The 20,135-nt window shown below is 70.6% G+C and carries 22 protein-coding genes; 8 read left to right on the plus strand and 14 right to left on the minus strand.

What is annotated here, in order from left to right; all coding sequences use genetic code 11:
* Positions 1-61: 61 nt before the first annotated feature.
* The 4 genes from ACF08M_RS17700 to ACF08M_RS17715 all read right to left on the minus strand — a co-directional run bounded on the left by ACF08M_RS17700 (position 62) and on the right by ACF08M_RS17715 (position 4,224).
* A complete protein-coding gene (locus tag ACF08M_RS17700) occupies positions 62-1,333 on the minus strand; it encodes a hypothetical protein (RefSeq protein WP_392186166.1) in 1,272 nt (423 codons plus the stop codon).
* Entirely contained in the window at positions 1,323-1,892 is a 570-nt protein-coding gene (locus ACF08M_RS17705; RefSeq protein ID WP_392186167.1) for a DUF6114 domain-containing protein, read from the minus strand. The genes ACF08M_RS17700 and ACF08M_RS17705 overlap by 11 nt, the downstream gene beginning before the upstream one ends.
* A gap of 97 nt (positions 1,893-1,989) precedes the next feature.
* Positions 1,990-2,643 (minus strand): DUF6230 family protein, encoded by a 654-nt coding sequence (locus ACF08M_RS17710; RefSeq protein ID WP_392186168.1) that lies wholly within the window; start codon positions 2,641-2,643, stop codon positions 1,990-1,992.
* 603 nt (positions 2,644-3,246) lie between these two features.
* Positions 3,247-4,224, minus strand: coding sequence for a tetratricopeptide repeat protein (locus tag ACF08M_RS17715; RefSeq protein WP_392186169.1), 978 nt, complete (start codon positions 4,222-4,224; stop codon positions 3,247-3,249).
* Between the two features lie 317 nt (positions 4,225-4,541).
* On the opposite strand from ACF08M_RS17715, the gene ACF08M_RS17720 reads away from it, so the two are divergent.
* Positions 4,542-5,171, plus strand: a complete 630-nt coding sequence (locus ACF08M_RS17720) for a TetR/AcrR family transcriptional regulator (protein ID WP_392186170.1) — start codon at positions 4,542-4,544, stop codon at positions 5,169-5,171.
* 53 nt (positions 5,172-5,224) lie between these two features.
* On the opposite strand, the gene ACF08M_RS17725 is transcribed toward ACF08M_RS17720, so the two are convergent.
* From ACF08M_RS17725 to ACF08M_RS17740, 4 genes are all read right to left on the minus strand, one after another.
* Entirely contained in the window at positions 5,225-6,925 is a 1,701-nt protein-coding gene (locus ACF08M_RS17725) for a methylmalonyl-CoA mutase (protein ID WP_392186171.1), read from the minus strand.
* Positions 6,926-7,034: 109 nt separating this feature from the next.
* Entirely contained in the window at positions 7,035-7,367 is a 333-nt protein-coding gene (locus ACF08M_RS17730) for a DUF3817 domain-containing protein (protein ID WP_392186172.1), read from the minus strand.
* Positions 7,368-7,430: 63 nt separating this feature from the next.
* Positions 7,431-7,940 (minus strand): MarR family winged helix-turn-helix transcriptional regulator, encoded by a 510-nt coding sequence (locus ACF08M_RS17735; protein ID WP_389794526.1) that lies wholly within the window; start codon positions 7,938-7,940, stop codon positions 7,431-7,433.
* 132 nt (positions 7,941-8,072) lie between these two features.
* A complete protein-coding gene (locus ACF08M_RS17740) occupies positions 8,073-9,341 on the minus strand; it encodes an MFS transporter (RefSeq protein WP_392186173.1) in 1,269 nt (422 codons plus the stop codon).
* Positions 9,342-9,420: 79 nt separating this feature from the next.
* On the opposite strand from ACF08M_RS17740, the gene ACF08M_RS17745 reads away from it, so the two are divergent.
* Complete coding sequence (locus ACF08M_RS17745) at positions 9,421-10,419, plus strand: DUF5937 family protein (RefSeq protein ID WP_392186174.1); 999 nt, start codon at positions 9,421-9,423, stop codon at positions 10,417-10,419.
* Positions 10,420-10,495: 76 nt separating this feature from the next.
* On the opposite strand, the gene ACF08M_RS17750 is transcribed toward ACF08M_RS17745, so the two are convergent.
* Together ACF08M_RS17750 and ACF08M_RS17755 are read right to left on the minus strand one after the other, a co-directional pair.
* A complete protein-coding gene (locus ACF08M_RS17750) occupies positions 10,496-10,795 on the minus strand; it encodes an MTH1187 family thiamine-binding protein (protein WP_392186175.1) in 300 nt (99 codons plus the stop codon).
* Entirely contained in the window at positions 10,792-11,142 is a 351-nt protein-coding gene (locus tag ACF08M_RS17755; protein WP_392186176.1) for a DUF3817 domain-containing protein, read from the minus strand. The genes ACF08M_RS17750 and ACF08M_RS17755 overlap by 4 nt, the downstream gene beginning before the upstream one ends.
* A 267-nt stretch (positions 11,143-11,409) precedes the next feature.
* On the opposite strand from ACF08M_RS17755, the gene ACF08M_RS17760 reads away from it, so the two are divergent.
* The 4 genes from ACF08M_RS17760 (at position 11,410) to ACF08M_RS17775 (ending at position 14,065) form a co-directional block, all read left to right on the plus strand.
* On the plus strand, positions 11,410-12,042 hold the full coding sequence (locus tag ACF08M_RS17760; protein WP_392186334.1) for an AIM24 family protein: 633 nt from the start codon (positions 11,410-11,412) through the stop codon (positions 12,040-12,042).
* Positions 12,042-12,692, plus strand: a complete 651-nt coding sequence (locus tag ACF08M_RS17765; RefSeq protein ID WP_392186177.1) for an AIM24 family protein — start codon at positions 12,042-12,044, stop codon at positions 12,690-12,692. Before ACF08M_RS17760 ends, ACF08M_RS17765 begins: the two co-directional genes overlap by 1 nt.
* Positions 12,689-13,453, plus strand: coding sequence for an AIM24 family protein (locus ACF08M_RS17770; RefSeq protein ID WP_392186178.1), 765 nt, complete (start codon positions 12,689-12,691; stop codon positions 13,451-13,453). Before ACF08M_RS17765 ends, ACF08M_RS17770 begins: the two co-directional genes overlap by 4 nt.
* A 135-nt stretch (positions 13,454-13,588) precedes the next feature.
* A complete protein-coding gene (locus ACF08M_RS17775; protein WP_392186179.1) occupies positions 13,589-14,065 on the plus strand; it encodes a MarR family winged helix-turn-helix transcriptional regulator in 477 nt (158 codons plus the stop codon).
* 95 nt (positions 14,066-14,160) lie between these two features.
* Here ACF08M_RS17775 and ACF08M_RS17780 read toward each other — a convergent pair whose 3' ends face one another.
* Positions 14,161-15,597 (minus strand): ATP-binding protein, encoded by a 1,437-nt coding sequence (locus tag ACF08M_RS17780; RefSeq protein ID WP_392186180.1) that lies wholly within the window; start codon positions 15,595-15,597, stop codon positions 14,161-14,163.
* The gene (locus ACF08M_RS17785; protein WP_392186181.1) at positions 15,594-16,256 is read right to left on the minus strand and encodes a response regulator transcription factor; all 663 of its coding nucleotides are present in this window, start codon (positions 16,254-16,256) and stop codon (positions 15,594-15,596) included. The genes ACF08M_RS17780 and ACF08M_RS17785 overlap by 4 nt, the downstream gene beginning before the upstream one ends.
* A 120-nt stretch (positions 16,257-16,376) precedes the next feature.
* Between ACF08M_RS17785 and ACF08M_RS17790 the strand changes: the two genes are divergently transcribed.
* On the plus strand, positions 16,377-16,991 hold the full coding sequence (locus tag ACF08M_RS17790; protein ID WP_392186182.1) for a PepSY domain-containing protein: 615 nt from the start codon (positions 16,377-16,379) through the stop codon (positions 16,989-16,991).
* A 189-nt stretch (positions 16,992-17,180) separates the two neighbouring features.
* On the opposite strand, the gene meaB is transcribed toward ACF08M_RS17790, so the two are convergent.
* Together meaB and ACF08M_RS17800 are read right to left on the minus strand one after the other, a co-directional pair.
* Positions 17,181-18,140 carry a methylmalonyl Co-A mutase-associated GTPase MeaB gene (gene meaB, locus ACF08M_RS17795; protein WP_392186183.1) on the minus strand — a complete coding sequence of 320 codons (960 nt, stop codon included), beginning with the start codon at positions 18,138-18,140 and terminating at the stop codon, positions 17,181-17,183.
* Between the two features lie 96 nt (positions 18,141-18,236).
* A complete protein-coding gene (locus ACF08M_RS17800) occupies positions 18,237-19,436 on the minus strand; it encodes an acetyl-CoA C-acetyltransferase (RefSeq protein WP_392186184.1) in 1,200 nt (399 codons plus the stop codon).
* Positions 19,437-19,571: 135 nt separating this feature from the next.
* Between ACF08M_RS17800 and mce the strand changes: the two genes are divergently transcribed.
* Entirely contained in the window at positions 19,572-20,000 is a 429-nt protein-coding gene (mce, locus tag ACF08M_RS17805; RefSeq protein ID WP_266748626.1) for a methylmalonyl-CoA epimerase, read from the plus strand.
* Positions 20,001-20,135: the final 135 nt, after the last annotated feature.

Consider the following 20,135-nt stretch of genomic DNA (forward strand, 5'->3'; position numbering starts at 1 on the left):
CCGCACTCCGGAAGGAGTGCGGCCCACGGCCTTTGCGCGGCTCCCGGACGGGAGGCCGACCCTAACTGTTGTCGCCGGTGAAGTAGTTGTGCAGACCGGGAACCGTGAGCGTGCCGCCGAACTGGCCGGCCTGGGTCACCTTGACCTTGGTGAAGAAGGCGAAGGGGACATTCAGCGGCGGCGGGGTCTTCGGGCTGAAGGTGACCGGGATGAGGCCGAAGAGATTGCCCTTCAGCTCCTCCGTGTACATCGTCACCGTGCCGTTGCGGATGGTGGACGTGGAGCCCTTGCGCGCCTGGACGTGGGCCGTGGTGCCGTTCGGGCCGACGGTCAGCTGGTGGAGGTCCTTGATGTCGATGGAGCTCGCGGTGAACTTCAGCACCTTCTTGACGGTGCCGTCGTACGTCTTCACCTCGACGATGCCTTTGTAGTCGAGCCCGTTGAGGGTGAGCAGCGAGCTGTCCAGGATCCACGGGTCCGTCGGGAGCAGCGGCACGCCCGTTTCCAGGTCGGCCGCGGCGAGCGCCTCGGGGTCGGCGGTCGGACACGGGAAGCGCTCCTTGGCACCGTCCGGGATGTCCTCGTCCTTCTTGGCGTCGAGCCCCTTGGCGCTGTCGTCGAGCTCCTTGACCGGCCGGCCGGTCTTGTCCGCGGCGTCGCGGATGGCGGCGGCGGTCTCGTCGGCCGTCTCCTTCGCGGCGTCCGGGGCCTTCTCCACCGGCTTCCGCGCGGGCTTGCCGGCATCGCTCTCCGACGGCTCCGGAGACACGGTGGTGGCGCTCGGGGACGGGCTCGCCGTCTCCTTGTCCGGTCCGTCGAAGAGGTCCTTGAGCGCGTCGCCGAGGCCCAGCGGGTCGAGCGGGTTCCTCGACTCCGTGGGAGTGGGCGAGGTGCTCGGCGAGGCGGCGGGCGCGTCGGCGGCCTTCGCCTCCGGCTTCGCGGCATCGCTCGCGGACGGGGTCGCCGAGGGCTTCGGGGTCGCCGCGTCGCCCTTGTCACCGGCATCGGTGGCGGAGGACGACGGGGGCGCGGACGGGGACGGCGACTTCGTCTCCGACGCGGACGGGGACGGGGATTCGCCCGGCTCGTCGGAGCGGGTCACGCAGGGGCCGGGCGCGAAGGGGATGTCCGTGCTGTCGTCGGCCAGCGCGAGCTTGGGGGTGAGCCCCATGCCCACGAAGACGGCCGTCGGCATCGCGGCGAGCGCGAAGGCCTTGCCCGCGGGTATGTGCAGCTTCGTCAGAAACGACTTCCTGGGGGCCGCGTGGCGCGGTCCGCTTCTCGTCCGGAGGTCCTCCCCGGCCGAGTTCAGCTGCGTCTCGTCACCCCGCACGATGCCTCCCGCCGTCGACCTCAACTGTCGTGTCGTGCTCCTCCGGCTGCTGCTGGGGCACCGTCGCCGCGCTGTGGAACTCGGGTCCGGGCTCCCGCGTCCCGAAACCGGCGTCCTCGGACGTCCGGCCTTCCGCACCGGCGCCCCCGGTGTCGGGCTTCGGCTCGCCCGGGGCCCAGGAGATGGAGAGCGCTCCACCGAGCAGGGCGAACAGGAAGCCGATCAGGAAGCCGCCGATGTTGGCGACCGGTATGGAGATCAGTGCCAGCAGGATCGCGGCAACTCCGGCGAACACTCTCACGATGTGGTGGAACCACATCGTGAGGCCCAGCGTGATCAGCAGGACCCCGATGATCAGCGATCCGGCACCGGCGGTCGTGGACATCGCCAGCGTGATGTTGCCGAGGTGCATGTTGGCGTACGGGAAGTACGCGATGGGTAGACCACCCACCATGGTGAACAGGCCCGCCCAGAACGGCCGGTCACCCCGCCAGGTGCGGAATCCCCGCCGGAAGGCGCGGAGGTGGTGCTCGTTCTGCCCTGTGGACTCGGGGCTCATGGAAAACAGCTCCCTGGAACCGGTACTGCTGTGAGAAGAGAAGGGGCGGGCGGCCGGAGGTCCGTGGCGGGCACCCCGGCCACCCTGGGCGAGTGCCCTAGTAGCAGGACTTGTCGCCGGACTTCAGCCGCAAGCTCAGGTTGCTGAGCTTGAAGGTGCCGGCGGTGGTCGCCCACGCCGTCTGACGCACGTTGGTCAGCTTGGCTTCCTCGGAGCGCTGGGCGAAGCCGTTCGGGTTCGCCTGGGTGTGCGGCTGGATGCCTATCGACTTGGGGTTGTTCGGGTCCTTGAGGGAACCCGCGGCAACACCGATGTCGATGTTCTTGAACGAGGCGTCCGCGTCGAGCTCGGCGACGTCCAGGTACAGGTTGGTCGCCCTGACCGGCCTGTCCGAGTCCGTACCCGCCTTCAGTACCAGCGTGACGGTGCCGAGACCGAACGGAAGGTTCGGAGTGACCACCGACTGGCACATGTTGGTGATCTTGGCGTCGCTGAAGCCGGACACGGCCACGGCGTGCGCCCCGTTCTTGCCCTCGGGGTCGGTGCCGGTGGCCACACTGCCGTACTGCACGAAGTTGTGGCCGACGAGACTGTCCGCACTGACCTTGAAGCTCTGACCGGACACGCTGAACGAAGCCGCGAGCGCACCCTGCGCCAGGCCGACGCCCACCGCTGCGGTCGCCACCACGCTCGGCACCATGACGAGAGCGAAACGCTTCCATCTGGTGCCACCACGAACCTGGGAACTCATAATCTTTTTCCTCCTTCTCGGACGTACATCTCCGGTCCGGGCCTGGGCCCGTCCTGGGATGGGAGAAGTGCTACGTCCTCGGAAAGGAGAGCGCCCGCGCACGGAGGCAGGAACCGCGTCCGAATCACCGGCGATCACCCCCGAGCGACAACCACTGGCCACGCATGCGCGCAACCTGTTCGGACAGGCCCTGCCGGACGGCAGGAACCCCCCTGTCCGGAATCGGCGCCACTACCGCCGACCCACTCGGTGGGGACCCAACAGGGCCGCCGCACCGACTGGCAGCCGGGCTGGCGTTATTGGACCGAGCGTGGCCGATCGTGGTGCATTCCCGCCTGCGGCACAAGGGGGTTCGTTACTCGCTAGTAACGGCCCGATAACCAACACGCGACCGGGTGATACCACCCGGCCACACAGGGTGGCGCCGACCGGAAGGACGAAAGGGGGAATCGATGCCCTTATAGGGACAGATCCCGAGGGGTGATTTACTGCGAGTAACAGGCCGTTCTTTTATCAAGATTTGGTAAAGCGAAGCCGTCTCTTATCGCCCTGATCGCGAAAACGGCCGTGGCATCCCAGGGGTGCCACGGCCGCGTTGTCACATCAGAACAAGACTCGCGCCAGCGCCGTACGCGCGGCGACGACCCGCGGATCGTCGGGGCCGATCACCTCGAACAGCTCCAGCAGTCGCACCCGCGCCGCGTCCCGGTCGTCACCGAAGGTCCGGCGCACCGTCTCGACGAGCCGTCCGAAGGCGTCCTCGACATGACCGCCGACGAGATCCAGATCGGCGGCCGCGAGCTGCGCCGTGACGTCGGCCGGCTTCTCCGCGGCCTCGTTGCGCACGTGCTGCGGGTTCAACTCCTTGACCCGGCCGAGCAGTTCGGCCTGGGCGAGACCGAGCTTGGCCTCGGTGTTGGCCGGGTCGTCGGCGAGGACGTTCTTGTACGCCTGGACGGCGGCGGGGAAGTCATTGGCGTCCAGCGCCTGCACGGCCGCTTCGAGCAGGGCGTCGTACGGCCCGGCGGGCACCTCGGCCGGCGCCTGGTCGGCTCCCTCGGCGGCGGCGTCCTGGTCGACCGCGATCCCGGTGAGACCGAACCGCTCCTCACCGACCTGGATCAGCTGATCCAGCGTCTGCCGGATCTGGGCCTCGGGGGCCGCGCCCTGGAAGAGCGGGAGGGCCTGCCCGGCGACGACGGCGAAAACCGCCGGGATGCCCTGGATACCGAACTGCTGCATCAGCATCTGGTTGGCGTCGACATCGACCTTGGCCAGCACGAAGCGGCCGTTGTACTCGTGGGCCAGGCGCTCCAGCAGCGGTCCCAGCTGCTTGCACGGCTCGCACCACTCGGCCCAGAAGTCGATGACGACCGGGACCTCGGTGGAGCGCTGCAGGACATCGCTCTCGAAGCCCGCCTCATCGACATCGATCACCAGGGCGGACGGCGGCACGGCACCGCCGCCTCCCTGCCGGGCGGCCTCGGCACGGGCCTGCTCCGCCTTCACCTTGGCCTCGCCGGCCGCCTTCACCGCGGCGAGGTCGACGACGCCGCTCATGGACATGTTCCTAGGCTGCATGCGTACATCCTCCCCCCTCCGCGCACCGATACGGAAAGCGATACGGGAACCGCACCCGTCCGCAGCCCCCGCCGGCATGCGGGGTGCACGGACGGACGCGGCCCGAGGGCCCCTGAATGGCCCGTTTCGGCGCCGGGTCCCCACCCGGTGCCTGTGGCTGTCGTTCGGTCGTGGCGTCACGACGGCAGAATCGTCGTCGTTACGCTACGACCCGTAGCGTAACTGTCCGGCACCCTTCGCGCACACGTGCGGTCGGTGATCTGTCTCACGGCGAACGGGACCGGTCGGCCCTACTTACTGACCGGTATGGTCACGGCATGCCGAGCCACAGCCGCCCCGAACCCCCTAGAACGGGACGTCCACGCAGTGTCGCGGCCGACGAGGCGATCCTGGAGGCGACCAGGGCCTCCCTGGTCGACCTCGGCTGGTCGAAGCTGACGATGGGTGATGTGGCGAGCCGGGCGGGGGTCGCCAAGACGACCCTGTACCGGCGCTGGGCGGGCAAGAACGAGCTGGTCGTGGATGCCGTCGCGGTCCTCTTCGACGAGCTGGAACTGCCCGATCTGGGCAGTCTGTCGGCCGATGTGCAGGCGGTGGTGCTGCAGTTCGCCGCGCTGCTGGAACGGCCGGAGACCCGGACGGCACTGATGGCGGTGGTCGCGGAGTCGACGCGCGACGAGGCGCTGCGGACCCGGATCCGCGACTCGATCGTGGACCGGCAGAAGCGGCTGGTGCTCCAGGGGCGCCGACGGGCCCAGGAGCGCGGGGAGCTGCCCGTGGAACAGGACGCGGCGATGGCGGCGACGACCGCCGATCTGATCTTCGACGTGATCGCCGGCGCCGTCGTGCACCGGACCCTGGTGAGCGCCGAGCGCGTCGACGCGGACTGGGCCCGGCGCTTCACCGTGCTGCTGCTGGCGGGGCTGGGGGCGGCGGCCTCCGCGTAGCGGCCCCGTGGCGGCCTTCCGCGAGGGGACCGGCCACCGCCGCCGACCCCCCGTCAGAAGCCGGGCGGCTCCGTGTAGGTGCCCCACTCGTCGCGCAGGACCCCGCAGATCTCACCGAGCGTCGCCTCGGCCCGTACCGCGTCGAGCATCGGGCCGATCATGTTGGAGCCGTCGCGGGCGGCGGCGAGCATCGCGTCCAGGGCCGACTTCACCCCGGCGTCGTCGCGGGCGTCCTTGCGGCCGCCGAGCACCCGGACCTGCTCGCGCTCGACCTCGTGGCTGACCCGCAGGATCTCCAGGTCGCCGGTGACCGAGCCGTGGTGGACGTTGACGCCGACGACGCGCTTGTCCCCCTTCTCCAGCGACTGCTGGTACCGGAAGGCGGATTCGGCGATCTCGCCGGTGAACCAGCCGTCCTCGATGCCGCGCAGGATGCCGGAGGTGATGGGCCCGACGGGGTGCTGCCCGTCCGGATGGGCCCGGGTGCCGCGCTCCTTGATCTGGTCGAAGATCTTCTCGGCGTCGGCCTCGATCCGGTCGGTGAGCTGCTCGACGTACCAGGAACCGCCCAGCGGGTCGGCCACATTGGCGACGCCGGTCTCCTCCATCAGCACCTGCTGGGTGCGCAGCGCGATCTCGGCGGCCTGCTCGGAGGGGAGCGCGAGGGTCTCGTCGAGGGCGTTGGTGTGCAGCGAGTTGGTGCCGCCGAGGACCGCGGAGAGCGCCTCGACCGCGGTGCGTACGACGTTGTTGTAGGGCTGCTGGGCGGTGAGCGAGACGCCGGCGGTCTGGGTGTGGAAGCGGAGCCACTGCGCCTTGTCCGTCTTCGCGCCGTACGTCTCCTTCATCCAGCGGGCCCAGATCCGGCGGGCCGCGCGGAACTTGGCGATCTCCTCGAAGAAGTCGAGGTGCGCGTCGAAGAAGAAGGAGAGGCCGGGCGCGAAGGTGTCGACGTCCAGCCCGCGGGAGAGGCCGAGCTCCACGTAGCCGAAGCCGTCGGCGAGGGTGTACGCGAGCTCCTGCGCGGCCGTCGCCCCGGCCTCGCGGATGTGGTAGCCGGAGACGGAGAGCGGCTTGTAGGCGGGGATGTCGCGGGCGCAGTGCTCCATCAGGTCGCCGATCAGGCGCAGATGGGGCTCGGGCTGGAAGAGCCACTCCTTCTGCGCGATGTACTCCTTGAAGATGTCGGTCTGGAGCGTGCCGTTGAGCACGCCCGGGTCGACGCCCTGGCGCTCGGCCGCGACCAGATACATGCAGAAGACCGGGACGGCGGGGCCGCTGATGGTCATGGACGTCGTGACATCACCGAGCGGGATGTCCTTGAAGAGGACCTCCATGTCGGCCGCGGAGTCGATGGCCACGCCGCAGTGCCCGACCTCGCCGAGCGAGCGCGGGTCGTCGGAGTCCCTGCCCATCAGCGTCGGCATGTCGAAGGCGACGCTGAGCCCGCCGCCGCCCGCGGCGAGGATCATCTTGTAGCGCTCATTGGTCTGCTCGGCGTTGCCGAAGCCGGCGAACTGGCGGATGGTCCAGGTCCGGCCGCGGTAGCCGGTCGGGTGGAGCCCCCGGGTGAAGGGGTACTCGCCGGGCCAGCCGATCCGCTCGAATCCCTCGTACGTGTCCCCCGGGCGGGGGCCGTACACGGGCTCCACGGGGTCGCCGGAGAGTGTGGTGAAGTCCGCGTCACGCTTGCGGGCCTTGTCGTAACGGGCCTGCCAGCGGTGGCGGCCTTCCTCGATCGCGTCAGCGTCCATACCATCGAATTTACTAGGACGTCCTAGTAAATGTCGATGGCAAACCGCCCGGCGCTTCGCACGGGGCGGTTCGGGTGGTGCGGTGCGGCCGGGCCCCCGGCCGGGCGGTTCAGGCCTTGACGGTCACGGGAGAGCCGTCGGCGACCAGCGGCTCGACCTCCCGGACGACCTTGCGCTCGACGAAGAACGCGGCCGTCGGGATGGTGCCGGAGATCAGTACCCAGAGCAGCTTGCCCACCGGCCACTTCGCCTTGGAGCCCAGGTCGAAGGCGAAGACCAGGTAGATGATGTAGAGCACACCGTGGATCTGGGAGACGACGAGCGTCAGATCCTTGCCCATGTCGAAGCCGTACTTGAAGACCATGCAGGTGCAGAGCACCAGCAACATGACTGCGGTGACGTAGGCCATCACCCGGTACCGGGTCAGCACACTGCGTTTCATGGCATCGAGCGTAACCGGACGTCCGGAGCGATCTTGCAGCGGGCCGGGCCTCGAATTCGTGTCCTACGACTCCTCGAAATCGTGGGCTGCGACCCGCAGCGGCCGCAGCATGGCGAAGATCTCCGCGCACTCCTCGGCGTCGTACACCCCGAGCCCGAACTCCATGTCGACCAGGTCCTTGGTCGCCGCCTCGACGACCTCGCGCCCCTTGCCGGTGATGGAGGCGAGGGTTCCGCGGCCGTCGTTGGGGTTGGGGCGCTTGGCCACCAGGCCGGAGCGCACCAACCGGTCCACGGTGTTGGTGACGGAGGTGGGATGGACCATGAGCCGCTCACCGATCTTGGACATCGGCAGTTCACCGGCCTTGGAGAAGGCGAGCAGCACCAGTGCCTCGTAACGGGCGAAGGTCAGTCCGTACGGTTTGACGACCGCGTCGACCTCCGCGAGCAGGATCTGCTGCGCGCGCATGATCGAGGTGATCGCCCCCATCGAGGGCACCGGACCCCAGCGCTGCCGCCAGAGTTCGTCGGCGCGGGCGATGGGATCGAAGGGGAGACTGAGCGGCTTCGGCACGGCAACGACCTTACCCACTGGTCATATGCTGGTCAGCCCCGTCTCGAACTTCGGTCCGCATACGGAAGGCGGGTGCGGCCCGCGCGGGCGGCGGGGGCGGTCCGCACAAGCGGTGGGGGCGGTTCCGCCACATCACGGCGCGGTTCTCCTGACCTCCAGGACGAGGAGCAGCACGCACAGGGAGCCGGCCGCACCGGCTCCGGCGATCACCTGATGTACGGGGAAGAACTCCGCGGCCAGTCCGGCGAGGGCCATGCCGACGCCCTGGAGCGTCATCAGTCCGGCGGTGAGCAGGGTCATGGCCCGACCGCGCAGCGACGCCGGGACGGCTTCGACGAACCACTGGTCGAGACCGATGACGTACGCCCCGGCCGTCCCGGCCACCACCAGCGCCAGCACCGTCGGGACCATGCCGGGGCGCACCCCGTACACCATCAGGGGCAGCAGCCCCGTGGCGGCGGCCGGCAGCACGATCAGGGAGCGGAGCCGGGGGGTGAGCGCGGTGCCCACGTACAGCTCGGCGGCGATCTGGCCGACCGGCATCGCGCACATCAGGAGCCCGAGCGCGGCCGGTCCGACCCCGATCTCGTCCGCGTACGGAGCGGCGAGCGCCTCCGGCGCGACGACGAACAGCGGGGGCGTCCAGAAGAGCAGCATCAGCGCACGGATCCTGCGGTTTTGGAGGAGGCTGCGGGCTCCGGCGAGCGACTCCCCGAGCAGGGCACCACCGCCGTCCCGGCCGGACCGGGCCGGCCGGGCCCGGGTGCCGAAGCGGAGCAGGGCCGCCGAGCAGAGGAATGTCACGGCGGTGATCGTGATCGCGCCGCGCGGGGAGAGCGCGGCGAGCAGCACGCCGCCCACACCGAAGCCGGCGAGCAGCGCGCTCTGCGACACGATCCGCAGCAACGAGCGGCCGAGGACGAAGCGTTCGCCCTCACCGAGGATCTCGGTGAGCGCGGCCATCCGGGTCCCGGTGAAAATGGGCGAGACCGCGGCGATCAGACAGCGCAGGGCGAGCAGTCCGCCGACCGGGGTGCCCGGCAGCACCATCACGGTGACGCATCCGGCGCAGATCAGGTCGCAGGTGACGAGGACCCGGCGGGCGGGGTACCGGTCGGCGATCCCGGCGAAGAGCGTGCCGCCGACGAGGTACGGGAGGAACCCGAGTGCGAAGGCGAGGGCGCTGAGCAGGGGCGAGCCGGTGAGGCCGTAGACAAGGACGGTGAGGGCGAGTTCGCTGACGACGACGCCGAGGAGGGAGAGCAGGTGCGCGGCGAAGACCGCCCGGAACTCCCGTACGGCGAAGACGGCGCGGTAGCCGCGGGGGGCGGGGGCGGGCGGGGCCGTCGCGTCCGTCGCGTGGCGGGGGAGGTCGGCGGAGTTCTCGGTGTCGGCAGGCATGGCCGCAGCCTGCTGGACCGCGGCGGCCGTCCGTAGACTTTCGGCCCTGACCGAAACTTCGCCCGAGGCCCTGCCATCCATGTCCTTCCAGTTGCACCTCGACGAGAGCGATCTGCTCCGCTGCCGGTTCGCGCTGTCACCGCTCGGCGAGACCCAGGCCGCCGTGCGGGTGCTGGACCGGCCCGAGCAGCACGGGTACCACCTGCCGTGGCTCCGGCTGATCCGGGACGCGGCCGCCGGTCTCGATCTCCGGCCGCTGTGGCTGCTGATGGCTCCGCGCGGCCACAACCCCGACTTCTTCAGCCCGCCGCCGCCCGGACCGGTCACCACCTTCGAGGAGGAGATCGCGGCGGTGCGGTCGATCGATCCCGGTCTCGCCCTTCAGGACCTCGCCCTGGCGCTGGCGGGCCGGCCGGAGGTGCTGCACTCCCCCGCCGGGCAGGAGATGCTCGCCGATCCCGCCCGGACCGTCGGGGAACTGGCCGATCTGCTGGAGCGGGCCTGGCGGGTGCTGATCGAACCGCACTGGCCGCGGCTGCGCGCCCTGCTGGAGGCGGACATCGCCTACCACTCGCGGCGGCTCGCCGCGGTCGGCTTCGAGCGGCTGCTGGGTGAGCTGAGCCCTCAGCTGAGCTGGTCGGAGTCGACGCTCACCATCGTCGGGACGCGCGGCCGGCACAGCCGGGTGCTCGGCGGGCAGGGCCTCGTCCTGATCCCCAGCGTCTTCTGCTGGCCGGACGCGGTCAGCGGCTTCGAACCTCCGTGGCAGCCGGCCATCGTCTATCCGGCGCGCGGGATCGGCGGACTGTGGACGGATCCCGCCGACCGCACCCCGCAGGTGCTCGCGCGACTGCTCGGCCGGGGGCGGGCCGACGTCCTGTGCGCGCTCGACGAACCGGCCGGGACGAGCACCCTGGCGCACCGGCTGGGCCTCGCGGTCTCCTCCGTTTCGGAGCATCTGTCGGTGCTGCGCGCGGCGGGGCTGCTCACCTCGCGCCGGTACGGGCATCAGGTGCTGTACGAGCGGACGCCGCTCGGGATCGCCCTGGCCGTGCCGGAACACCGGGCGCGGGACTGACGGGACGGGACCGGAACGGGACGAACCCCCGGCCGAAGGGGCCGGGGGCTCGTCGGTTCGCGAAACGGACGGGGTGTCAGTCCGTCCCGGCGAGGTACCGCTCGACCGTCTCGACCTTGGACGTCAGTCCATCGGTGACACCGGGGCGGATGTCGGCCTTGAGCACGAGGGAGACGCGTCCGGCGCGGGCCTCGACGGCGGCAACGGCCCGCTTGACGACGTCCATGACATGGTCCCACTCGCCCTCGACGGAGGTGAACATGGCGTCCGTGCGATTGGGCAGCCCGGACTCGCGGACGACCCGGACGGCGTCGGCGACGTACTCCCCGACATCCTCGCCGACACCCAGCGGGCTGACCGAGAACGCGACGATCATGCGCTGACCACGCCTTCCCGGCGGGCGCGGGCGGCGATGGCGCCGTCGGCCTCGTAGCGCTTGAGCAGCTTGTCGCCGTACAGCCCGCCGAACGGCAGCAGTGCGAGCAGGAAGAAGAGCGCGACCCGCTTCAGCGGCCACTTGGTCTTGGACCAGACGTCGAGCAGCAGGACGGCATAGATCACGAAGAGCACACCGTGCAGGATGCCGAGCGGCATCATCAGGAAGTCGATGTCGGAGACCCGGCTGAGGATCGAGCCAAAGATGATGAGTGCCGGGAACGAGAGCGCCTCGGGGATCGAGATGAGGCGCAGCCGGTGCAGGGCGGTAGCGGTCTTGATGTCCACGAAGGCACCTTCGGTGGGAGGGTCGTCACGGCTTGTGAATACAGGCACAAGCGCGTCCCATTGTGGCATCGGTACGGGCGTTGTCCGGCGCCGGGGGCCGTGTGCCGCCGGTCACGTGCCGCCACCACGAGCCCTGCACCCGTACGGAGTACGTCCCGGTTGCGTACGGGTCCCGTACCGGATGCGTATCAGGAGCGGTCCGGGGGCCGGTTCCCGCCCGAGGCCCTGTCCCCGCCGGGATCCTGCCGATACCGTCACTCCGTGGCAATGTTCCGACTCCAAGGCAGCCGAACGCTCGCCGTCGACCTGGCCGGTGACGCCGTCAAGGCGAAGAACGGTTCGATGGTCGCGTACGACGGCCGGATCACGTTCAAGAAGATGACCGGCGGCGGTGATGGTCTGCGCGGCATGGTGACCCGCCGGCTGACCGGCGAGAAGATGTCCGTGATGGAGGTGAAGGGGCAGGGCACCTGCTACTTCGCCGACCGCGCGAGCGAGATCAGCCTCGTCTCGCTGCACGGGGACAAGCTCTACGTCGAGGCGAGCAATCTGCTCTGCACCGACGCCGGGCTGCGCACCGGCACCACCTTCACCGGCCTGCGCGGCGGCGCGACGGGCAACGGCCTGTTCACCACCACCGTCGAGGGAACCGGGCAGGCGGCGATCATGTCGGACGGTGCGGCGGTGGCGCTGCGGGTCTCGGCCCAGTACCCGCTGTTCGTCGATCCCGGTGCCTACATCGCCCACCAGGGAAGCCTCCAGCAGCACTTCCAGTCCGGGGTGAACTTCCGGACATTCATGGGCGAGGGCTCGGGCGAGTCCTTCCAGATCCGGTTCGAGGGCGAGGGACTCGTCTATGTCCAGCCGAGCGAGCGGAACACCATCGGGGGCGATGTCTGATGCCGTTCCGTGAGATCAACCCGAAGATGGTCGAGGCGACGGTGCTGCCCGGCCAGCGGATGTACAGCCAGCGCGGCGCGATGCTCGCGTACCGGGGCGAGGTGTCGTTCACGCCGAACATCCAGGGCGGCCAGGGCGGTGTGATGTCGATGATCGGCCGCCGGGTGGCCAATGAGGCGACCCCGCTGATGACGGTGGAGGGCAACGGCACGGTGATGTTCGGCCACGGCGGCCACCACATCCAGGTGATCAACCTGGCCGGCGACACCCTGTATGTGGAGGCCGACCGGCTGCTCGCCTTCGACGGGACGCTCCAGCAGGGCACGATGTTCATGGGTTCGCAGGGCGGGGTGATGGGCATGGTGCGCGGCCAGGTGACCGGACAGGGGCTGTTCACCACCACCCTCAAGGGGCATGGCGCGGTCGCCGTGATGGCGCACGGCGGGGTGATCGAGCTGCCGATCACTCCGGGCCGTGAGGTGCATGTGGACCCGCAGGCGTACGTCGCGCACCACGGCGACGTACGCAACAAGCTCTCCACCGCGCTCGGCTGGCGCGACATGGTGGGGCGCGGCTCCGGCGAGGCGTTCCAGCTGGAGCTGAGCGGCAGCGGCGCGGTGTATGTCCAGGCCTCGGAGGAGAAGCTGTGAGCACGCCCGTGGTCTTCGACCCGATGACGCTGCCGTCGGACGACAACGTCAACTCCTACACCTTCTGCGTGGAGCTCAAGGGGAGCCAGTGGTTCCTGCAGAAGGGCAAGATGATCGCCTATTACGGGCACATCGAGTTCGACGGCATCGGCCACGGCCGCTTCGAACGGCTCATCCGTACGAGCTTCCACTCGCCGCTGCACGCGAGCGACTGGGTGGTGGCCGAGGGCAGCGGCAAGATGCTGCTCGCGGACCGGGCCTTCGACGTCAACTCCTACGACCTGGACGACGGCAATCTGACGATCCGGTCCGGCAACCTCCTCGCGTACCAGCCGACGCTGGCACTCAAGCAGTCCATCGTGCCGGGCTTCCTCACGCTGATCGGCACGGGGAAGTTCGTGGCCGCGTCCAACGGTCCGGTCGTCTTCATGGAGCCGCCGCTGCGGGTCGATCCGCAGGCCCTGGTGGGCTGGGCGGACTGCCCCTCGCCGTGCCACCACTACGACCACGGCTACCTGACGGGCGTACTGGGCGGGCTGCGGTCGCTGACCGGGATCGGCGGAACCTCCGGTGAGGAGCACCAGTTCGAGTTCGTCGGTGCGGGGACGGTGCTGCTCCAGTCGACCGAGATGCTGATGCCCGAACAGCCGACGGGGGCGGCACCGGCACAGGCCGGGGTGCCCGGCGGCGCGGGTCAACCTGACGCCTCACCCCGTCCGCCCGGTCAGCTCGGGGACCTCCAGCGTCGCTTCGGTTTGTGAACGGTAGTCTGCGGAGTGTGACGTCGAACGTCTGCACCCCGCCCCCGAGTCCGACTTCGGGTCCGGCTCCGAGCGGGTTCCGGGCGTCACAGTCCCACTTCGTCCGGCTTTCAACTTCTTAGGTAGAATCCATATATGGAGACCGAGACGGCCACCCGCTGGCTGAGCGACGCGGAGCAGTGCGCCTGGCGCACCCACCTGGACGTCAGCAGGCTGCTGATGCACCAACTGGAGAAGGACCTCCAGCCGTTCGGCCTGACCAACAACGACTACGAGATCCTGGTCAACCTCTCGGAGTCGGAGGACCAGCGGATGCGGATGAGCGATCTCGCCGCCGCCACGCTGCAGTCCAAGAGCAGGCTCTCCCACCAGATCACCCGCATGGAGAACGCGGGCCTGGTCCGCAGGGAGAACTGCGAGTCCGACCGGCGCGGTCTGTACGCGGTCCTCACCGAGGACGGCGCGGAGATGATGCGGAAAGTGGCTCCGCACCACGTGGCGTCGGTACGCAAGCACTTCATGGACCTGTTGACGCCGGAGGCGCTGGCGAACCTGCAGACGGCACTGGCCCCGGTCGCCGATCATCTGCGGGGACGACGCGGCAAGATGTGACCCGCGGCGGGACGGCGGCCCCGGACGGCCCGGCACGTGACCCGCGGCGGGACGGCGGCCCCGGACGGCCCGACGGATGACCGGAGGGGCGGGGTTCAGCCGGCGGTCGGCAGCCACAACTCGAACCGTGCGCCGCCCTCCCGCACACCGCTCACCGTCAGCCGGCCGCCGTGCCGGACTGCGACGTCACGGGCGATGGCGAGACCGAGACCGGCGCCGCCCTCGTCCCGCGAACGAGCGTCGTCGAGACGTACGAAGCGTTCGAAGATCCGCTCGCGCTCCTGGGGCGGCACCCCCGCCCCGTCGTCGGTGACCGCGATGACCACGCCGCCCCGCCCGCCACGCACCGAGACCGTCACCGCGCTGTGCGCATGGCGCTCGGCGTTGTCCAGCAGATTGCCGATCACCCGCGCCAACTGCCCACGGGAACCGACCACTTCGGACACACCGGAGTCCGGCACCGACACCGCCACCGGAATCCGGTCGCCGGTGCGCTGCGAGACCTCCTCGCGGACCAGCGCGCCCGGATCCAGTGTCCTGCGCCCCGGCCGCTCCCCCGCGTCCAGCCGGGCCAGCAGCAGCAGATCGGCCGCCAGCGCCTGCAGCCGTACGGTGTCGGCGACCGCGCCCGGCACGTCCAGCAGCTCCGGATGCGCGGCGCCCACCTCCAGCTGGGTGCGCAACGAGGCGATCGGGCTGCGCAGTTCGTGCGAGGCATCGGCGACGAAGCGCCGCTGCCGGTCCACCGATGCCTCCAGGGCCGTCAGGGTCTCGTTGGTGGTCCGGGCCAGCCGGGCGATCTCGTCGCGCGAACCGGGCTCGGGCACCCGTCGGCTCAGGTCCTCCGACGCGGTGATCGCGGCCATCTCGCGCCGGATGCCCTCGACCGGGCGCAGCGCCCGACGGGTCACCAGCCAGGTCGCCCCGGCGACGACGAGCAGCAGCACCGGAAGCCCGGTCAGCATCGCACCGCGCACACTGCCCACCGCCTCCTGTTCGGCGGCCAGCGGGGCGCCCGCGTGGACGGTCAGGGTCACCCCGGCGGAGGTGGTCGCCCGCACGGACGCGAACCGGTAGTCGGCCGTGTCGCCGTCGACGGTGGCGGTGCCGTTGCCGAAGTCCGGGTCGCCGGAGCCGACTTCGCCGCGGCCCGGGGCGCGGTCGTCATCGTCGTGGCGGTCGTCGTCGCCGGAACCGGTGGATCCTCCCGCGGCCGGGGACGGGACCGGCGCGCCCCGGTCCGTGCCGGTGCCGGAGACTGCCTCCAGGTCCTCGGAGACGGCCACCACGCGCCCGTCCTCGTCGGTCACCTGGACCGGATGCTCCTCCTCGTCGTGCATCTCCAGCCGGTCGTACGGCACGTCGAGGGCCAGTTGCCCGGCCACCTCGCGGGCCACCACCTCGGCCTGCAGCCCGGCCTGGTCGGTGAGGTTGGCGCGCAGGACGAGGAGCACGGCCAGCCCGGCGCCGATCAGTGCCACGGCCACCACCACCGTGGCTCCGAGCGCGGCCCTGGACCGTACCGACCTCACAGCGCCTCCAGCCGGTATCCGGCGCCGCGCACCGTACGAATGGCCGCGGGGCCGAGTTTGCGCCGCAGCGCGCTCACATACACCTCGACGATGTTCGGGTCGCCGTCGTAGGCAAAGTCCCAGACGTGTTCCAGGACGTCCGCCTTGCTCACCACCTGCCCGGCCCGCAGCGCCAGCTGTTCCAGCACCGCGAACTCCTTGGCGGTGAGGGCGATTTCGGCCGGACCGAGGTGCACCCGGCGGGCGGCGGTGTCCATGCGCAGAGCGCCGACGGTGACCACCGGCGAGGCGGAACCGCCGCCCCGGCGCCGCAGCAGCGCCCGGATCCTGGCCACCAGCACGACGTACGAGAAGGGCTTGGTCAGGTAGTCGTCGGCCCCGATGTCCAGGCCCTCCGCCTCGTCGTACTCCCCGTCCTTGGCCGTCAGCATCAGGATCGGCACCTCATGGCCGGCGGCGCGCAGGGCGGCGCAGACCCGGTAGCCGTTCATCCCGGGCAGCATGATGTCGAGGACGACGAGGTCGTACGCCCCCTCGGCGGCCCGGTGCAGCCCTTCCGGACCGTCGTGCACGACGTCCACGGCGAAGCCCTCGGCGGTGAGTCCCCCGGCCAGGGACATCGCCAGCCGCTTCTCGTCCTCCACGATCAACAGGCGCATAAGCCCAAGGGTCGCAAACCGGACCTGAAGACGGCTTCAGGCGGCTTCAGGCTGCGTTCAGCATCCCCCCGGCAAGGTGGTCCCCGTCGAGACCGGCCACCCGATCGGGGAGGAACCCTCATGAAGCGCAAGATCGTCATCGCTGCCGTCACCGCGGCCGTGCTGGCCGGCGGCGGAGCCGCCACGGCCGTCGCGCTCGCGGACGACGACAGCCGCGATCACGGCACCAGGAGCAGCGCGGCGAGCGGCAGCACCGCCCGCGTCACCGTCGGCGACGCGGTCGCGGCCGCCGTCGGGGCCGTCCCTGGGACCGTCACCGAGGCCGAGCTGGACGACGAGGACGGCGGGCTGGTCTGGGAGCTCGATGTGTACGGTTCCGACCAGGTCCGGCACGACGTGACGGTGGACGCGGGCAACGGCAAGGTGCTCGGCGAGCACGCCTCCGACGGCGACCACGACGGCCGCGATGGCCACGACACCCCTCGACCAACCCCCGTGTCGCTGGACGCGGCGGTCGACGCCGCGCTCCGGGCGACGCCCGGGACGGTGACCTCGGTCGGCCTGGACGACGACCACGACGGCCGGAACGGCGGGGCGCCGCACTGGGAGGTCGATGTCCGGGGCAAGGACGGCGCACGGCACGAGCTGCGGGTCGACGCGAGCACGGGCAAGGTGACGGTGGACCGGTCGGACGACGGCGACGACGACGAGTCGGACAGCCCCGGCAGCCGGTGAGAGCCCGGCAGCCACGGCAGTCCCGGACGGTTACGGGGAACCGGGCAGTTCCGGAGAGCCCAGCTGCCACGGCAGTTCCGGGCGGCTCCGGGGAGCCTGACGGTCCCCGGCGGCTCCGGGAGCCCCGCACACGTGAACGGGCGGGCCCGGGGGCGGCCCGCACGCCGCCCCCGGGCCCGCCCGGACGCTTCACACCTCGCCGGTGAGACCTGCCACCAGCTCGTCCGCCGCCGCATACGGATCGAGGCTGCCCGCCACGATGCGTTCGGCGAGCGCGCCGATGTGGCGGTCGCCGTGCAGATCGCCGATGCGCTCGCGCAGCCGCGTGACGGCGATCGTCTCGACCTCCCGGGCCGCTCGGGCGGTGCGCCGCTCGGCGAGCACGCCGTGCTCCTCCATCCACGCCCGGTGCTTCTCCAGCGCCTCGACGACCTCGTCGATGCCCTCGCCCCGGGCGGCGACCGTCTTCACGATCGGCGGCCGCCAGTCGCCGGGCCCCCGGGCCTCGCCGAGGCCCAGCATGTGATTGAGCTCGCGCGCGGTGGCGTCCGCGCCGTCCCGGTCGGCCTTGTTGACGACGTACACATCGCCGATCTCCAGGATTCCGGCCTTCGCGGCCTGGATGCCGTCGCCCATGCCGGGCGCCATCAGGACGACGGAGGTGTCGGCCTGGGAGGCGATCTCCACCTCCGACTGGCCGACGCCGACCGTCTCCACCAGGATCACTTCGCAGCCCGCCGCGTCCAGCACCCGGATCGCCTGGGGTGCCGACCAGGCGAGGCCGCCCAGATGCCCGCGGGTGGCCATGGAGCGGATGTAGACGCCCGGGTCGGAGGCGTGCTCCGACATCCGGACCCGGTCGCCGAGGAGCGCGCCGCCGGAGAACGGCGAGGACGGGTCGACGGCCAGGACGCCGACCCGCTTGCCCGCCCGCCGGTACGCCGAGACCAGCGCCGACGTGGAGGTCGACTTGCCGACACCGGGCGAACCGGTCAGGCCGACGACGTACGCGTTGCCGGTCAGCGGCGCCAGGGCCGCCATCACCTCGCGCAGCTGCGGCGACGCTCCCTCCACCAGGGAGATGAGCCGGGCCACGGCCCTCGGCCGGCCCGCGCGGGCCTGCTCCACCAGGGTGGGGACGTCCACCATCACCGCTCCGTTCGCTCGCTGCGTGCTCTCCGTGTACCGCGTACTACGTTACGTACGGCTCGCCCGAGCCGTTCCGGCCCGGGCCCCGCCGGGGTCCTACTTGGGGACGCGGATGATCAGCGCATCGCCCTGGCCGCCGCCGCCGCACAGCGCGGCCGCCCCGGTGCCGCCGCCGCGCCGCTTCAGCTCCAGCGCCAGGTGCAGCACCACACGGGCGCCGGACATGCCGATCGGGTGCCCCAGCGCGATGGCGCCGCCATTGACGTTCACCTTGTCCGGGGTGACGCCGAGGTCCTTCATCGACTGGACCGCGACCGCCGCGAACGCCTCGTTGATCTCGATGAGGTCGAGGTCCGCGACCTCCAGGCCGTCCTTCTTCAGGGCGTGCCTGATGGCGTTGGACGGCTGCGACTGGAGCGAGTTGTCCGGGCCCGCCACATTGCCGTGGGCACCGATCTCGGCGATCCAGTCCAGGCCCAGCTCCTCGGCCTTGGCCCTGCTCATGACGACGACCGCGGCGGCGCCGTCGGAGATCTGCGAGGAGGTGCCCGCGGTGATCGTGCCGTCCTTGGTGAAGGCCGGGCGCAGCTTTCCGAGGGCCTGCGCGGTCGTCTCCGGGCGGATGCCCTCGTCCTTGGAGAAGAGGACCGGGTCGCCCTTGCGCTGCGGGATCTCGACCGGGGTGATCTCGGCCTCGAAGATGCCGTTCTTCTGGGCCGCGGCGGCGCGCTGGTGCGAGAGGGCGCCGATCTCGTCCTGGTCGGCGCGGTTCAGCCCGAGACGGGTGTTGTGCTTCTCGGTGGACTCGCCCATCGGGATGTTCTCGTAGGCGTCGGTCAGACCGTCGTACGCCATGGAGTCGAGCATCTCGATCGCGCCGTACTTGTAGCCCTCGCGGGACTTCGGGAGCAGGTGCGGCGCGTTCGTCATGGACTCCTGGCCGCCGGCGACGACGACATCGAACTCGCCGGCGCGGATCAGCTGGTCGGCCAGCGCGATCGCGTCGAGCCCGGAAAGGCACACCTTGTTCACGGTGAGCGCGGGGACGTTCATCGGGATGCCCGCCTTGACCGCGGCCTGGCGCGCCGGCATCTGGCCCGCACCGGCCTGCAGCACCTGGCCCATGATCACGTACTCGACCTGGTCGCCGCCGATGCCGGCCCGGTCCAGCGCGGCCTTGATCGCGATACCGCCGAGGTCGGCCCCGGAGAAGCTCTTCAGCGAGCCGAGGAGGCGGCCCATGGGCGTACGCGCGCCCGCGACGATGACTGAGGTGGTACCGGTCGTTCCTGACATGTGGCGCAGCCCCTTGGGATGAGGAGTGAACGAGGGTTTACATGAATGTACTGAGCGGTACCTCACCCGTCATCCGGCAGCGGGTGTGATGGCGCGCACGTTGCGTAACCATCCGGGTGGCGCTGCACTGGTTCCATGCTGACGCGAATCGACCACATCGGGATCGCCTGTTTCGACCTGGACAGGACCGTCGAGTTCTACCGCTCGACCTACGGGTTCGAGGTGTTCCACTCCGAGATCAACGAGGAGCAGGGTGTGCGGGAGGCCATGCTCAAGATCAACGATACGTCCGACGGCGGCGCTTCCTACCTCCAGCTCCTGGAGCCGACCCGGGAGGACTCGGCCGTGGGCAAGTGGCTGGCGAAGAACGGCGAGGGCGTCCACCACATCGCCTTCGGCACCGCGGACGTCGACGCCGACGCGGCGGACATCCGGGAGAAGGGGGTCAGGGTGCTGTACGAGGAGCCCAGGACTGGGTCCATGGGGTCCCGGATCACCTTCCTGCACCCGAAGGACTGCCACGGCGTCCTCACCGAACTGGTCACGTCCGCAGCGGAGCACTGACCTCCGGATACCTGGCCCGGTAGAGTGGGCTGTTCCGGGCCGGGGCCGGGTCGGGGCCGCGCCGCGTCCTCAGCCGTTGATCTGTCACCATTCCCCGGGGGACCGTTCGCCGGCGGACGGTACTCGTTGGAGAGT

Origin of the sequence: Streptomyces sp. NPDC015032 (assembly GCF_043080425.1) — a bacterium.
GTDB lineage: Bacteria > Actinomycetota > Actinomycetes > Streptomycetales > Streptomycetaceae > Streptomyces.

Bases quoted from the DNA above. Each gene is read 5' to 3' on its own strand.
- ACF08M_RS17705 (WP_392186167.1), bottom strand. From the start codon at position 1,892: ATGAGCCCCGAGTCCACAGGGCAGAACGAGCACCACCTCCGCGCCTTC.
- ACF08M_RS17710 (WP_392186168.1), bottom strand. From the start codon at position 2,643: ATGAGTTCCCAGGTTCGTGGTGGCACCAGATGGAAGCGTTTCGCTCTC.
- ACF08M_RS17715 (WP_392186169.1), bottom strand. From the start codon at position 4,224: ATGCAGCCTAGGAACATGTCCATGAGCGGCGTCGTCGACCTCGCCGCG.
- ACF08M_RS17720 (WP_392186170.1), top strand. From the start codon at position 4,542: ATGCCGAGCCACAGCCGCCCCGAACCCCCTAGAACGGGACGTCCACGC.
- ACF08M_RS17725 (WP_392186171.1), bottom strand. From the start codon at position 6,925: ATGGACGCTGACGCGATCGAGGAAGGCCGCCACCGCTGGCAGGCCCGT.
- ACF08M_RS17730 (WP_392186172.1), bottom strand. From the start codon at position 7,367: ATGAAACGCAGTGTGCTGACCCGGTACCGGGTGATGGCCTACGTCACC.
- ACF08M_RS17740 (WP_392186173.1), bottom strand. From the start codon at position 9,341: ATGCCTGCCGACACCGAGAACTCCGCCGACCTCCCCCGCCACGCGACG.
- ACF08M_RS17745 (WP_392186174.1), top strand. From the start codon at position 9,421: ATGTCCTTCCAGTTGCACCTCGACGAGAGCGATCTGCTCCGCTGCCGG.
- ACF08M_RS17750 (WP_392186175.1), bottom strand. From the start codon at position 10,795: ATGATCGTCGCGTTCTCGGTCAGCCCGCTGGGTGTCGGCGAGGATGTC.
- ACF08M_RS17760 (WP_392186334.1), top strand. From the start codon at position 11,410: ATGTTCCGACTCCAAGGCAGCCGAACGCTCGCCGTCGACCTGGCCGGT.
- ACF08M_RS17765 (WP_392186177.1), top strand. From the start codon at position 12,042: ATGCCGTTCCGTGAGATCAACCCGAAGATGGTCGAGGCGACGGTGCTG.
- ACF08M_RS17775 (WP_392186179.1), top strand. From the start codon at position 13,589: ATGGAGACCGAGACGGCCACCCGCTGGCTGAGCGACGCGGAGCAGTGC.
- ACF08M_RS17785 (WP_392186181.1), bottom strand. From the start codon at position 16,256: ATGCGCCTGTTGATCGTGGAGGACGAGAAGCGGCTGGCGATGTCCCTG.
- ACF08M_RS17790 (WP_392186182.1), top strand. From the start codon at position 16,377: ATGAAGCGCAAGATCGTCATCGCTGCCGTCACCGCGGCCGTGCTGGCC.
- meaB (WP_392186183.1), bottom strand. From the start codon at position 18,140: ATGGTGGACGTCCCCACCCTGGTGGAGCAGGCCCGCGCGGGCCGGCCG.
- ACF08M_RS17800 (WP_392186184.1), bottom strand. From the start codon at position 19,436: ATGTCAGGAACGACCGGTACCACCTCAGTCATCGTCGCGGGCGCGCGT.
- mce (WP_266748626.1), top strand. From the start codon at position 19,572: ATGCTGACGCGAATCGACCACATCGGGATCGCCTGTTTCGACCTGGAC.